This is a genomic window from Alysiella sp., from assembly GCF_030525755.1.
Classification (GTDB): domain Bacteria; phylum Pseudomonadota; class Gammaproteobacteria; order Burkholderiales; family Neisseriaceae; genus Simonsiella.
On record NZ_JAUNEC010000044.1, the window covers coordinates 1 to 14,545 of the forward strand.

Annotated in this window: 14 protein-coding genes; 12 read left to right on the forward strand and 2 right to left on the reverse strand. The window is 45.8% G+C overall.

Annotation, left to right across the window (positions count from 1 at the left end):
• The coding region (gene accC, locus Q4B82_RS07650; protein WP_303065858.1) for an acetyl-CoA carboxylase biotin carboxylase subunit at positions 1 to 1,292 on the forward strand (1,292 nt) is incomplete at its 5' end.
• A 209-nt stretch (positions 1,293 to 1,501) separates the two neighbouring features.
• Positions 1,502 to 2,296, forward strand: a complete 795-nt coding sequence (locus Q4B82_RS07655; RefSeq protein WP_303065871.1) for a thymidylate synthase — start codon at positions 1,502 to 1,504, stop codon at positions 2,294 to 2,296.
• A gap of 3 nt (positions 2,297 to 2,299) precedes the next feature.
• On the opposite strand, the gene Q4B82_RS07660 is transcribed toward Q4B82_RS07655, so the two are convergent.
• Positions 2,300 to 2,428 carry a hypothetical protein gene (locus tag Q4B82_RS07660; protein WP_303065859.1) on the reverse strand — a complete coding sequence of 43 codons (129 nt, stop codon included), beginning with the start codon at positions 2,426 to 2,428 and terminating at the stop codon, positions 2,300 to 2,302.
• 25 nt (positions 2,429 to 2,453) lie between these two features.
• Between Q4B82_RS07660 and Q4B82_RS07665 the strand changes: the two genes are divergently transcribed.
• Complete coding sequence (locus Q4B82_RS07665; protein ID WP_303065860.1) at positions 2,454 to 3,260, forward strand: outer membrane protein assembly factor BamD; 807 nt, start codon at positions 2,454 to 2,456, stop codon at positions 3,258 to 3,260.
• A gap of 246 nt (positions 3,261 to 3,506) precedes the next feature.
• Here Q4B82_RS07665 and Q4B82_RS07670 read toward each other — a convergent pair whose 3' ends face one another.
• Positions 3,507 to 4,877: a DUF4026 domain-containing protein gene (locus Q4B82_RS07670; RefSeq protein ID WP_303065861.1), complete on the reverse strand. Its 1,371-nt coding sequence runs from the start codon at positions 4,875 to 4,877 to the stop codon at positions 3,507 to 3,509.
• A 180-nt stretch (positions 4,878 to 5,057) separates the two neighbouring features.
• Here Q4B82_RS07670 and Q4B82_RS07675 point away from each other — a divergent pair, with 180 nt between their 5' ends.
• The 9 genes from Q4B82_RS07675 (at position 5,058) to Q4B82_RS07715 (ending at position 14,100) form a co-directional block, all read left to right on the forward strand.
• Entirely contained in the window at positions 5,058 to 6,491 is a 1,434-nt protein-coding gene (locus tag Q4B82_RS07675) for an NAD-dependent succinate-semialdehyde dehydrogenase (protein WP_303065862.1), read from the forward strand.
• A gap of 79 nt (positions 6,492 to 6,570) precedes the next feature.
• On the forward strand, positions 6,571 to 7,692 hold the full coding sequence (ribD, locus tag Q4B82_RS07680) for a bifunctional diaminohydroxyphosphoribosylaminopyrimidine deaminase/5-amino-6-(5-phosphoribosylamino)uracil reductase RibD (protein WP_303065863.1): 1,122 nt from the start codon (positions 6,571 to 6,573) through the stop codon (positions 7,690 to 7,692).
• Positions 7,693 to 7,839: 147 nt separating this feature from the next.
• A complete protein-coding gene (locus tag Q4B82_RS07685; RefSeq protein WP_303065864.1) occupies positions 7,840 to 8,292 on the forward strand; it encodes a histidine phosphatase family protein in 453 nt (150 codons plus the stop codon).
• A 59-nt stretch (positions 8,293 to 8,351) separates the two neighbouring features.
• Positions 8,352 to 9,005 (forward strand): CDP-alcohol phosphatidyltransferase family protein, encoded by a 654-nt coding sequence (locus tag Q4B82_RS07690; protein WP_303065865.1) that lies wholly within the window; start codon positions 8,352 to 8,354, stop codon positions 9,003 to 9,005.
• 136 nt (positions 9,006 to 9,141) lie between these two features.
• The gene (gene hisF / locus Q4B82_RS07695) at positions 9,142 to 9,909 is read left to right on the forward strand and encodes an imidazole glycerol phosphate synthase subunit HisF (RefSeq protein WP_303065866.1); all 768 of its coding nucleotides are present in this window, start codon (positions 9,142 to 9,144) and stop codon (positions 9,907 to 9,909) included.
• A gap of 57 nt (positions 9,910 to 9,966) precedes the next feature.
• The gene (locus Q4B82_RS07700) at positions 9,967 to 11,394 is read left to right on the forward strand and encodes a cell wall metabolism sensor histidine kinase WalK (RefSeq protein ID WP_303065867.1); all 1,428 of its coding nucleotides are present in this window, start codon (positions 9,967 to 9,969) and stop codon (positions 11,392 to 11,394) included.
• A 66-nt stretch (positions 11,395 to 11,460) separates the two neighbouring features.
• Complete coding sequence (yaaA, locus tag Q4B82_RS07705; RefSeq protein ID WP_303065868.1) at positions 11,461 to 12,240, forward strand: peroxide stress protein YaaA; 780 nt, start codon at positions 11,461 to 11,463, stop codon at positions 12,238 to 12,240.
• Positions 12,241 to 12,335: 95 nt separating this feature from the next.
• Complete coding sequence (gene coaBC / locus Q4B82_RS07710; protein ID WP_303065869.1) at positions 12,336 to 13,529, forward strand: bifunctional phosphopantothenoylcysteine decarboxylase/phosphopantothenate--cysteine ligase CoaBC; 1,194 nt, start codon at positions 12,336 to 12,338, stop codon at positions 13,527 to 13,529.
• 91 nt (positions 13,530 to 13,620) lie between these two features.
• A complete protein-coding gene (locus Q4B82_RS07715; protein WP_303065870.1) occupies positions 13,621 to 14,100 on the forward strand; it encodes an aminoacyl-tRNA deacylase in 480 nt (159 codons plus the stop codon).
• The last annotated feature ends 445 nt before the right edge of the window (positions 14,101 to 14,545 follow it).

A 14,545-nucleotide genomic window follows, 5' to 3' on the forward strand; every position in this document is an offset into this window, starting at 1 on the left:
TGGGCATTGCCACTGTGGCGGTGCATTCCGAAGCCGACCGCGACAGCCTGCACGTTAAATTAGCCGATGAATCGGTGTGCATTGGTCCCGCGCCCAGCCCACAAAGTTATTTGCACATTCCGTCCATCATCGCGGCTGCCGAAGTGACGGGCGCGGACGGCATTCACCCTGGTTATGGCTTTTTGGCGGAAAACGCCAATTTTGCCGAACAGGTTGAAAATTCAGGCTTTATTTTCATCGGTCCCAAAGCGGATACGATTCGTTTGATGGGCGACAAGGTGTCTGCCAAACACGCAATGATTGCGGCTGGCGTGCCTTGCGTCCCTGGTTCGGACGGTGCGCTGCCTGATAATCCCGATGAAATCTTGAAAATTGCCGATAAAGTCGGTTTTCCTGTGATTATCAAAGCATCGGGTGGCGGTGGCGGTCGCGGTATGCGCGTGGTGGAAAAGAAAGAAGATTTGCTCAAATCGGTGGAAATGACCAAGGCGGAAGCACAAGCTGCCTTTGGCAACCCCATGGTTTACATGGAACGCTTTTTGCAAAAACCGCGCCACATTGAAATTCAGGTGCTGGCAGACGAACACGGCAACGCGATTTATTTGGGCGAACGCGATTGCTCCATGCAACGCCGCCACCAAAAAATCATTGAGGAAGCCCCTGCCCCATTCATCACGCCCGAAGAGCGCGAAAAAATCGGCACGGCTTGTACGGAAGCGTGTAAACGCATTGGCTATCGCGGTGCGGGTACGTTTGAGTTTTTGTATGAAGATGGCGAGTTTTTCTTTATTGAAATGAACACGCGCGTGCAGGTGGAACACCCTGTTACCGAGCTGATTACGGGCGTGGACATTGTGCAAGAACAATTGCGCGTGGCGGCTGGTTTGCCTTTGCAATACACGCAAGACGATATTGTGTTGGAAGGTCATGCTTTTGAATGCCGCATCAATGCGGAAGACCCCTACAATTTCATTCCCAGCCCTGGTACGATTGAATCGTGTCATTTGCCCGGTGGATTGGGTGTGCGTGTGGACAGCCACATTTATCAAGGCTACAAAATTCCACCGAATTACGACAGCTTAATCGGCAAAATTTGCGTACACGGCAAAACACGCCGTCAAGCGATTGCGAAAATGCTGGTGGCAATGAATGAGTTGGCGATTACGGGCATTAAAACCAATGCGCCTTTGCACCGCGATTTGTTTTGCGACAAGGGCTTTGTGGAAGGCGGTGTGAGCATTCATTATTTGGAACATTGGCTTGCTGAACGCAAAGAGAAACAAAGCCAATGAGTTTTCAGACTGCCTGAAAATGTCTGAAATAACCATTTAACAGAGGGCGGATCTCTATCCGCCTTTTCGCTTTGATGTTTGAATTTTTCAGGCAGCCTTTCTGCGTACGACAAAAAATGATTGTGGTACATTACATTGAACATCAATGCCCAACCACAAATTGTCGCGTACTTAAAAGGCTGCCTGAAATCCCAATCAAGAAAATCACCATGCAAACTTATCTCAATTTACTGCAAGACATTCTGGATAATGGCACTGACAAATCTGACCGTACAGGCGTTGGTACGCGTTCGGTATTCGGTCGCCAAATGCGTTTTGACCTATCGCAAGGCTTCCCTCTTTTAACCACCAAAAAACTGCATTTACGTTCCATCATTCATGAATTACTGTGGTTTCTCAAAGGCGATACCAATATCAAGTATTTGCAAAACAACAATGTTTCTATTTGGGACGAGTGGGCAGATGAAAACGGCGAGTTGGGTCGCGTTTACGGCGCGCAATGGCGTTCATGGCGTGGTGCAAACGGCAAAACCACAGACCAAATCACCAATGTGATAACACAAATCAAAAATAATCCCGATAGTCGCCGTTTAATCGTTTCTGCATGGAATCCTGCCGAAGTGGACGACATGGCACTACCGCCCTGTCATGCATTGTTTCAGTTTTACGTTGCCAACGGCAAACTCTCTTGTCAGCTTTATCAACGCAGCGCAGACGTGTTTCTCGGCGTGCCATTCAACATCGCCAGCTACGCACTCTTAACGATGATGATTGCCCAAGTTTGCGGCTTACAAGCAGGCGAATTTGTGCATACATTGGGCGATGCCCATCTTTACAGCAACCATTTTGAACAAGCACGTTTGCAACTGACACGCGCACCCAAAAAGCTGCCTGAAATGAAATTAAATCTTGAAATCAAAGATATCTTTGATTTCAAATTTGAAGATTTTGAATTGGTAAATTACGAAGCCTATCCACACATTAAAGCAGCAGTAGCGGTGTAATCTTTATTTCAGGCTGCCTACAACTGCAATTTTGGGTGCAGAAAAACGATGGTAAGCATTCCCAAATATCTGTAAAAATGGCACAATGCCACCTTTCAGGCAGCCTTTCTGCTCATGATACAATCGCCACACGATTGCTTTTCAAAAAGGAAATCACATGAAAAAACTTTGGCTTGCTTTAAGTACTGCCGTCTTACTTACCGCCTGTGCCAGCAGCAACAGCTCAGTAAGCAAAGAAACCAAACTTACCCAAGATTGGTCGGCAGATAAACTCTATCGCGAAGCACGTACCGAATTGGACGAAGGCAATTACAGTCGCGCCATTGAATTGTATGAATTATTGCGTGCGCGCCAACCCGAAGGTCGCTACACCGAACAATCTTTATTGGATTCAGCTTACGCCCATTTCAAAAATGAAAATCCACAAGGCGCAGAAATGGATTTGGCGCGATTTGAAAAAAATTTTCCTGCTAGCGTGGATATGGACTACGCCTTGTATTTACGCGGTTTAGTATTGTTTTCTGAAGACCAATCATTCTTAAATAAACTGGCCTCACAAGATTGGTCAGACCGTGATCCAGAAGCCAATCGCAAAGCATTCCGTGAATTTGAACGTTTGGTACGCAAATACCCAAACAGCAAATACGTTGAAGATGCCACCAAACGTATGGCTCAACTGGTTGATGCCATGGGCGGACACGAAATTGCGATTGCCCGTTATTATGCCAAACGCGGTGCATTTACCGCTGCCAACAACCGTGCACAACGTGTTTTAACTTATTATCAAAATACCCGTTATGTGGAAGAAGCCTTAGCAATCATGGCATTCACTTACGATAAAATGGGCAATGAGCAACTGAAAACCGATACCGAACGCGTATTATCACAAAATTTCCCCAATAGCCCTTATCTGCAAAAAGCATGGGTGGCAGACGATATGCCTTGGTGGCGGTATTGGAAATAAACAAAGCCAACAGACTGCAAACATATACTTATGCTCGTTTCAAATAGAATGACTGTACTATTTAAAACGAGCATATTTGCAGGAAGAAACCTGTACAAAACCCATTCATTTTAAAACAAACATAGGGGCGGATTATTTCATCTCCGCCCTTTTTCTCTCTTTCATGGATAAAAAACAACTCCCAACAGAGCAGATATGAAATCCGCCCCTATAAACCAAGTTTTGCAAAAGTTTCAGCCTGAAAATTCAATTTGCATTCAAATACCGCCTCAAACGAAACACATCATCGGGCGCAATCCGTGCTTTCAAGGGCGATGAATAAATGCACCAATCGCTTACATCTGCCAAAGGCAAAGTATAGGTATTACCACTGTGCATTTCGGGAATGGCAAAGGGGTCATTGACCAATTTAGCGGTAACGTTTTCATCGTCCATCTTTTCCACCACAAACCACATATGCTCGGTTTCTTCGGTGCTGGGTGAATGACAAGCAATTTTCATCATGTAACCCCAAACGCCTTGTTCAGGAGCAAAACGTTTCATACATTGTGCCAAAATCGGCAGTTTTTCCGCTGCCTGATAATACATTCTTGCGGTTTCTTGATTGGGCAACATGAACATCATGTGATTGTCTTCATGCAAAATGTCGCCCAAATCCGCAAAATGCGTCATCTTACCGTCCACATCTGCCAACAGCACCATAGAAGGCTCGGTGTGAATGTCGCCTTCAGGTCGGTCGTTCAAATCGCCACTGAATGCCCCTACTTTTTGTGGGTCAAACAAATCGTGTGTCAAAGCGTCTTGCCACGACATCATGCGGATTGCCAACTCACCATGTTCGTGTCGTGCCAAAGTAAAGGCTTCGTCTTCATGCCACAATGTACCATTGTACAGCAGAATGTTTGCCATGCTGGTGATGATGTTTTGACCCACAGACAAATGCGGCTGTTTCACACACAAAATTTCCAATTCAGGTAAACCGAATTTCAACAAACCGTGTGTGTGCAACCAATAGTCGCCGTTTTCCGCGTCTTCGGGGGTAATCGCGTGAATCACATAAGCACATTCCAAACTGGGCGGTGTGTGGGTTTGCGCCATTTCAGCCAGCCATGTGCCACTCAAAAAAGTAGAAGCAACAAGGTCTTGTACAGCGTAACATTCGCCAGCCACCGCATCGATGACCGCCAATTGCAATAACCAATTGGTTTGTCCCCAGTCGCTATCCAAATAGGTTAAACACTCCAATAATTGTGTGGCTTGATGCATTTCCATGCGTTCATCTGCCAGCAAATTGCGGTCGCGGAATGCAGCGGCTTCGTCAGACCATTCTTCGGGGTTTTCGTTTGCCAAAAATTTTACGCTGAACATGAAAAACGTGGGTTCATCTTCATCATCGTCTTGCGAAGACAACACAATGCGGATTTCGCCGTCTTCTGTTTCTTCTACCAATACCACATCGCTCACATCTGCACGTTGTAAAACTTTTTGCACACGTTCACGAACCATGTCCACAGTGGGTTTGGTAATGTGGTTTTTCAATGCCGCCAAATAAATGCTAGGGGCTTGGTATGCGCCGTTTTTTAAATCATCGTAAATGGGTAGGCTGGGGTTGTACATAGATGTCCTTTATGTGTAAAAATGCATTTTCAGGCTGCCTGAAAAAAACAAACAAATAAAATTGAAGTGTCAATAATATTTAAAACAATTTTTTCATGAATACAACAAAAAGCCTTTCAGGCAGCCTGTTCTTAATTATAATCAAAAACATTGACCGCCTGAAAACCACAAGGACACATCATGCAAAACATTCAAGCCCTTTTACAACACCCCGATATTGCCTTTGAACCTACTCCCAACAGCCTTGCCGTTTGTAATCCCTATGATGGCGGCGTGTTAGCCTATGTCCAAATACAGAACCCCAAACAGGTTTTACAACACATTCAGGCAGCCCAAATCGCCCAAAAAGCATGGGCGACACGTACAGCTTTGGAACGGGCGGACATTTTGTGGGCATGGTATCGTGCTGCGCTGGACAATCAAGATGAGTTAGCACGTTTAATCACATTGGAACAAGGCAAAACGCTGACTGAAGCACGAGGCGAAGTGGCATATGCGGCTGCATTTATCCGTTGGTTTGCCGAAGAAGCACGGCGTATTGATGGCGACATCATCACCTCTGTCAAGCCCAATCAAAAATTGCTGGTACTCAAACAAGCCATTGGCGTTACTGCCGCCATCACGCCTTGGAATTTCCCTGCTGCCATGATAACGCGCAAAGTTGCCCCTGCTCTGGCAGCAGGTTGTGCCATGCTGATTAAACCAGCCAGCCAAACACCATTAAGCGCATATGCTTGGGTACAACTGGCATATCAAGCAGGGCTGCCTGAAAATCTCTTGCCCATATTGTGCGGCAAAGCCAATGACATCAGCCAAATACTCACTGACAGCCCTATTGTGCGTAAAATCAGTTTCACAGGTTCAACCGAAATCGGTGCCAAACTCTATGCTGCTAGTGCACCTCACATCAAAAAACTCAGTTTGGAATTGGGCGGTAATGCACCTGCAATTGTGTTTGATGATGCGGATTTAGACCAAGCTGTATCAGGCGTAATGGCAAGCAAATTCCGCAACAGCGGACAAACCTGCGTATGCAGCAATCGCATTTATGTTCAGGCAGGCATTTATGATGCGTTTTGCCAACGCATTGCCCAAGCCGCAAGCGACCTGAAATTGGGCAATGGTTTGGAACACGGTGTGGAACAAGGTCCGCTCATCAATGAAAGTGCAGTAAAAAAAGTGCAACAACACATTGCTGATGCCTTACAAAAAGGGGCGCGTTGCTTAACAGGCGGTAAACGCAGCACATTGGGTGGCACATTTTTTGAGCCAACGGTGTTGTGTGATGTCCATCACGAGATGCAAGTGGCACACGAAGAAACCTTTGCACCACTTTGTCCAATTTTCAAATTTGATGATGAAGATGAAGTCATCGCCGCCGCCAATGCCAGTGAATACGGCTTGGCAGCTTATGTGTTTACCCGCAACGCCAGCCGACAATGGCGTGTAGCCGAAGCATTGGAATGTGGCATGGTTGGCATCAATACAGGTTTAATCAGCAATGAAGTTGCACCCTTTGGCGGCGTAAAATCCAGCGGTTTGGGACGCGAAGGCAGTCGCTACGGCATAGAAGAATATTTAGAAATGAAATATGTGTGTTTGGATTTAAGTTAAATCATCAAACAAGCTGCCTGAAAACCCACAACTGCATTAAAATACACTCCCTTGATTTTTGTTTTCCAGTCAGCCAATCATGCACACATTCAGCCCACAAGATGAACAGTATATGCGCCGTGCCCTTGAATTAGCGGCACTTGGTCGTTTTTCCACTTCGCCCAATCCGCGTGTGGGTTGCGTTGTGGTCAAAGATGGACAAATTGTGGGCGAAGGTTTCCATTTGCGAGCAGGCGAACCTCATGCCGAAGTACACGCTTTGCGGCAAGCAGGACAATGGGCACAAGGCGCAATCGCATACGTTACGCTGGAACCCTGTTCCCATTACGGTCGCACGCCACCTTGTGCCGAAAGCTTAATTCATTCGGGCATATCGCGTGTGGTCGCTGCCATGCGCGACCCCAATCCTTTGGTTGCTGGGCGTGGTTTAGCAATGTTGCAAGCAGCAGGCATCACAACCGAATGCGGTTTATTGGAACAGCAAGCACGCGCACTCAATCGTGGCTTTTTATCACGCATTGAACGCGGCAGACCCTTTGTTCGTTTAAAAACCGCCGTATCTTTGGACGGCAAAACCGCGCTTGCAGATGGACGCAGCCAATGGATAACAGGCACAGCGGCGCGTGATGATGTACAAATTCTGCGTGCCGAAAGTTGCGCCGTGTTAACAGGTATTGGCACGGTTTTGGCAGACAATCCACGTTTAAACGTGCGTGCATTCCCCACTTTGCGCCAACCTGTACGCGTGGTATTAGACAGCAAATGCAGGCTGCCTGAAACCAGCCATCTGGTACAAGACGGTGGCACAACTTGGCTGTTTACTACCGCCAATGATGTAACACGTTTTGCTGCTTATCCCAATATACGCGTTTTCAGGCTGCCTGAAAACGCAGATGGACATTTGGAGGTGTTGGAAGTGTTATCGGTTTTGGCACAAGAAGGCATAGGTGAAGTGTTATTGGAAGCAGGCGCAACCTTAAATGCCGCATTTTTGCAACAAAATTGTGTGGACGAAATCGTGTTGTATCAAGCACCTAAATTATTAGGCGAAACAGCACAAAGCGCATTCAGGCTACCTGAAAATGCCGATGCTTTGAGCCATGAACCCGAATGGCAAGCAATTGCCACCACTTTATTGGGCAACAATGTGAAAACCGTATGGCAACACCGTCATGTTTACCGCCCACAACAGGCTGCCTGAAACACAAAAACCTTTTTTATAATCATTTGAAATTTAAAATAATACAGCATCGCCAGTTCATTTATATACTGGGCGTATATAGTGGTTGCTGTCCCCTTGTCTTATTTTAATTTGAAACGACTAGAAATATCTCAAAGGCGATACATCATGCAAATCATTTTATGGCGACACGCCCAAGCCGAAGACGGTAAACACGATTTAATGCGTGCTTTAACCCCCAAAGGGCAACAACAAGCCAAGAAAATGGCAAGCAAATTGAAAAAAATGCTGCCTGAAAACACCCAAGTATGGGTTTCAGAAGCTATCCGCAGTCGTGAAACCGCTGCTTATTTAAACAGAAACATGGAAACCTTTGCTGCGCTCAATCCCGAAACAGCACCACAACAGGTACTGGATTTGCTGTTACAACAGCTTGATGATGACACCGTAGTCATTGTGGGACATCAACCTTGGTTGGGCAAGATTTGCGCTTTTTTATTAAACCAAAATTGGCAAAGTGCAAGTCCATGGTCGGTTAAAAAAGGCGCGTATTGGTGGTTTCAAGCCCAGCGTGAACACGACATTTTCCATTGTAAATTAAAACACATGCACACCCCTTAAACGACACCAATCCAAACGTGTACAATGCGTATTTTTGCCTTCCTTAATATTTGTGTACTATGAATAATATCCCAGTAAACGAAACCAATCGCCGCCCTATTCAAGCACGTGGTAACCCATATCTTGTCCGCTTTGCCGCTTATTTAGCACACCGTCAATCGCCTACGCCCAATCAAATCTCCTGTTTGAGTGCGGTTTTCGCCCTACTCGGTGCACTGATGATATTGGGACACAATCCCTTTACTATGGTATGCGCCGCGCTGTTCATTCAACTGCGCCTGTTGTGTAACTTAATGGACGGCATGGTGGCAGTAGAAGGTGGCAAAAAAACCGCGATTGGCGAGATATTCAATGAGTTTCCCGACCGCATTGCCGACAGCGTTTTACTGATTGCAACAGGCTATGCTTGTGGTGCAGGCTGGTTAGGTTGGCTAGCAGCACTTTTGGCTGCCTTAACCGCTTACATTCGCGTGTTTGGAGGCAGCTTGGGTTTTGCACAAAGTTTCATCGGTCCAATGGCAAAACAGCAACGCATGGCAGTTTTAACTCTTGCCTGTGTTGTCGCCACGTTTGAAACCGCGTTTTACAACAGCAATACTTTGATGTTCTACTTCTTGTTCATCATTACCATTGGCACAGCATACACTTGTTACACACGCACACGTCAAATCGCCACACAAATGCAACAACGCCACAACAACCATGCTGCCTGAAAACTGCTTTCAGACAACTTTATGAGCTATTGAGAATTCGTTTCGTGGTTGTTTTAACCGCGTAAATCCGCTTTGCCACCTTCGCCAAAATTGCCAATAGCCCCTATCACAAAATTGAAATCAAAAAGGAACAGTCATGGCACTTACCAAACGCATTATCCCCTGTTTAGACGTGGACAACGGTCGCGTGGTCAAAGGCGTAAACTTTCTCGGTTTACGTGATGCAGGCGACCCCGTAGATATTGCCAAACGCTATAACGATGAAGGGGCAGACGAAATCACATTTTTAGACATTACCGCCAGCAGCGACAACCGCGACACCATTTTGCACGTTATTGAAGCAGTAGCTTCACAAGTTTTTATCCCCTTAACCGTAGGCGGTGGTGTGCGTTCAGTTGCCGATATTCGCCGTCTGCTCAATGCAGGCGCAGACAAAGCAGGCATCAACACCGCAGCTGTCAGCAATCCCGACTTTGTCAGCGAAGCCAGCGCATTTTTTGGTTCTCAAGCCATTGTAGTGGCGATTGATGCCAAAGCGGTGGACGAAAGCAACACACGTTGGCACGTTTTCACTCACGGCGGACGCAAAGATACAGGTTTGGACGCAGTAGAATGGGCGCGAGAAATGCAACGGCGTGGCGCAGGTGAAATTCTGCTGACCAGTATGGACAGAGACGGCACCAAACAAGGTTTTAATTTGGCACTCACACGCGCCATTTCCGATGCTTTAAACATTCCCGTCATCGCATCAGGTGGCGTAGGCAATGTGCAACATTTGGTGGAAGGCATCACACAAGGTCATGCCGATGCAGTATTGGCAGCCAGCATTTTCCATTTTGGCGAAGTTTCCATTCGTGAAGCCAAATTGGCAATGCAAAATGCTGGAATTGAAGTACGCTTATAAATTTCAGGCAGCCTGCTGCTATAATCAGGCTGCCTGAAACTTTCGGACATATTTGCCATGAAACTTTTTCAACGCATTTTCGCCACTTTCTGTTTGGTCATCATCTGCGTGATTGCGATAGCCAGCTTCTCCTCTTGGTTTATTCAACAAAGGGTGCAAGAAAACCAATTGCAACAACAACGCAATATGGAAACCGCACTGCTGGCAAACATATTGAGTACATTCCAAACACACGGCGAACAAGCCACACGCAATTTAATGGAACGTTGGCGCAGCCACCCTGCTGCTCAAAACATCATTGTGGTTTCAGGCAGCAGCCGCAAAGACTTATTTGGACGAGAAGTGGGTGCAGAAGAAATCCTTTATGCCTATGAATTTGCCATTAAAAACCCCAAATCCAATCAAGCTGTGATTTATTTTGACCCCTTTGGCGAAGAATACCTGTTTTTCATTCGCCATTTTCACAATCAATCCACAAGTGAAACCCTACCTTTATTAATTATCCCAGGCTTACCAATTGCCCCAGTTTGGCATGAATTCATCATTTTTGCTTCCATTTTATTGATAGGTTTATTGATTGCCTACATCGTTACCACCAACATCACACAACCCATTGCCATTTTAGAACGCGCGATGAAACGCCTTGCCTCTGGTGAATTGGATACCCGTGTCTCACAGCAGTTGGACGAACGCAAAGATGAGTTAAGCATTTTAGGGCAGCAATTTGACCGCATGGCAGCCCAACTGCAAATTCTGGTGGAAAAAGAACGCCACCTTTTACACCATGTTTCCCACGAAATGCGCTCACCTTTGGCACGCATACAAGCCATCATCGGTTTACTACAAGCCCGTCCCGACAAACAAGCTGATTACATTGCTCGCTTGGAAAGCGAACTCACACGCATGGACATTTTGGTAGGCGAACTGCTGACTTTATCCCGCTTGGAAACCGCCAATATGCCAATGGAAAAAGAAAGCCTACCCATCGTTGCCTTTATGGAACACCTACTGGAAGACAGCCAAGCCGTTGCCCAGCAAAATCAACAAACCGTCAGCTTGGAAATCAAAAATCTGGATAAACATGCCCGCTTTGAAGGCAATGAAAGCTACCTTTACCGTGCCTTGGATAATGTGATACGCAACGCCATGAATTACAGCCCAGCAAGCAGTACCATTCATGTGCAAATGTATGAAGACCGCAAAAATCTACACATTACCGTTACCGACAATGGACCAGGTATCAAAGAAGAACAAATCCCCCACATTTTTACAGCCTTTTATCGTGCCGACAGCAGCAATGGCAAAAATGGCACAGGTTTAGGATTAGCAATCGCCAAACACGTTACCGAGCAACACAATGGCAAACTGATTGCCCAAAACGTGCAACCCAATGGTTTACAAATACATTTTATTTTTCCTAAAACCCACAAAAACAAACCCAACAAAGAGCAAAAAGCCCCGAAAACCGATAAAGAAGCTGCCTGAAAACCATATCCATTCCAAGCAAACTTGTTTCAGGCAGCCCAATCCACCAAATCAAAGGAAACCACCATGTATTTTTTGCTTTCTCCTGCCAAAAATCTGAATGAAAGCCGCGATATCGCGCCCAAAATTTATTCACAGCCTCCTTTATTGGATCAAGCCGAGATTCTGATGCAAGACGTACGCCCCTTATCACCACAACAAATTGCCGAACTCATGCACGTTTCCGACAAAATCGCCCTACTCAATGCCGAACGCAATGCCACATGGCAACCACCGTTTACGCTGGAAAACGCCAAACCCGCCTTATATATGTTCAACGGCGATGTTTACGAAGGCATAGATGCTTATGCCAGAAAACCCGAAGAAATCAGCTACATTCACAATCATGTCCGCATTTTATCGGGCTTATATGGCATTTTGCGTCCATTGGATTTAATACAAGCCTATCGTTTGGAGATGGGTACACCCCTAATCAATTCACGCGGCAAAAATCTGTATGAATTTTGGGGTGAACGCGTAACCAACCGTTTGAACTACACTTTGGGCACATCAGAAGACAATTTGGTCATCAATTTGGCATCACAAGAATACTTCAAAGTCATTCAACCCGCCAAACTCAACGCCCACATCATCACACCCATTTTCCAAGATGAAAAAGACGGTAAATACAAAGTCATCAGCTTTTATGCCAAACGTGCGCGCGGTTTAATGGTGCGTTACGCTGCACAAAACCAAATTGAAAATGTGGAACAACTCAAAAATTTTGATTTAGAAGGCTACCAATATTGTGAAGCCGCATCATCGGAAAACGAATGGGTGTTCCGCCGTAACAACCAAACCATTTAATTATCAAACTTTTTCAGGCAGCCATTGTATTCACAACGCCATTTAAGGCTGCCTGAAAATGCCCTTTTCATTTTCATCTGTTATCAAGCAACATCATGTCCAAACACATTCTGCTTGCCGTAAGCGGTGGCATTGCTGCCTACAAATCCTGTGAACTGGTTCGTCTCTTAAAAAAACAAGGACACACCATTACCGTTGCCCTATCCCAAGCCGCCAGCGAATTTGTTGGCGCACAAACATTCCAAGCCCTAAGTGGCAATCCCGTCTTAATGGAACAAGGTGGACACGGAAATGGCATGGCACACATCAATGCCACACGCGCCGCCGACATCATGTTAATTGCCCCTGCAACAGCCAATACCATCGCCAAAATCGCACACGGCATTGCCGACAATTTGATTACCGAAATGGCAGCCGCACGAACCTGTCCACTTGTGCTTGCACCCGCTATGAATGTAGCAATGTGGCGTAATCCCGCCAATCAACGCAATATCGCGCAACTGCAAACCGATGGCATACACATTTTCATGCCTCATTATGGCGAGCAAGCCTGTGGCGAACTTGGCGAAGGCAGAATGCAAGAAGCTGCCGACATTGCTGAATTGCTGCCTGAAATCTTGTCACCCAAGCCCTTACACGGCAAAAAAATTCTGCTTACCGCAGGTGCAACTTACGAAGCGATTGACCCTGTGCGTGGCATCACCAATATTTCCAGTGGCAAAATGGGCACGGCATTGGCACGCGCCTGCCGCCGTGCAGGTGCAGAAGTCTTCTTGATTTATGGCAAACTGCAAACCGCCCTACCGATTGGCTTGGCATACAGCGAACACACCATCAGCGCACGCCAAATGCACGCCGCCGTTTTCAAGCAGCTTGAAACACACAAAATAGACGCTTTTATCGCCGTTGCCGCCGTTGCCGACTACCACGTTAAAAACTCAGCTGCACACAAAATCAAAAAAGACAACAGCAAACAAGCCCCCATTATAGAACTGGCAGAAAATCCCGATATTTTGCGTGATGTAGCAGCCTTACCTAATGCGCCATTTTGTGTAGGTTTTGCCGCAGAAAGCGAAAACTTACTGGAATTTGCCCGCCAAAAACATCAAAAAAAAGGCATTCCATTATTGGTTGCCAATGATGTATCCGTGGCGATGGGCAACGATGTCAATCAAATTATTCTACTGGATAAAGAAAAAGAAACCATGTTGCCTGAAAGCAATAAAGACCAAATCGCCGATGCAATTGTGGCACGCATGAACCATCTGATGTTGCGTAATATAGATTAGTTCAACAGATTTTCAGGCAGCCTGAAAAATTTATCACCCCAATTTACACATTAATTCCATACCCCAAGCGCATCACTTAAACACCGAAACCATGAGTAAACCCAATTACCCCATTACCCCAGCCATCCGTTTTTTGCGCCAACATCAAATTGCTTTTACCCCACATTTATACCCTTATGTAGAACACGGAGGCACAGCCCATTCTGCTACCTGTTTGGGTGTTCCAGAGCACAATGTGATTAAAACCATCGTGTTACAAAACGAACACAGACAAGGCTTAATTTGCCTGATGCACGGCGACAAACAGATTTCCACCCGCAATCTGGCTCGCCAACTCAACATGAAACACATTGAAGCTGCCACACCACAACAGGCACAAAAATGGACAGGCTATTTACTTGGTGGGACCAGCCCATTTGGTATCCAAACCGTTCTGCCCATTTATGTACAAGAAAGCATCATGATGCTGCCTGAAATCCACATCAATGGCGGCAAACGCGGTTTTTTGGTCAGCATTCAAACCCAAAACTTAAACATACTTCGTCCCAAACTCGTAGAAGTCGCAACATAATTCAGACTCTATCTAGATATTAATTTTTCTTTCGTTTAAAATCAAATATTTATTTTATTTTTTAATAATAGTAACAATTATCATTTGCTATTTTTAACAAAGATGCGTATTATTCACCTTACCAGCTGCACGGCACACAGTTGCCAAACAACACCGTATCGTGCAGTCCATTTTGGTAGTGGTTTGTGTTCCTTTTGCGCCCCCGTTGCTGAATGTGGGGCGTTTTTTTGCTATCTACAAATAACGTAAAACTTGAAATGAGCAATCGCTTTAATAGAAACTGTGTTGTAGGTATAAATGATGTACCTACCCACCACCATCTCATAACTAAACAATTTGTGGCATTTTGTTTCAAGCTGCCTGAAACCCCTTTTTATGCTAAAATTCTCGTTTTCTCGCTCCGCTGCCTGAAACCCTAATCATGCACATTCATACGGGAACATTC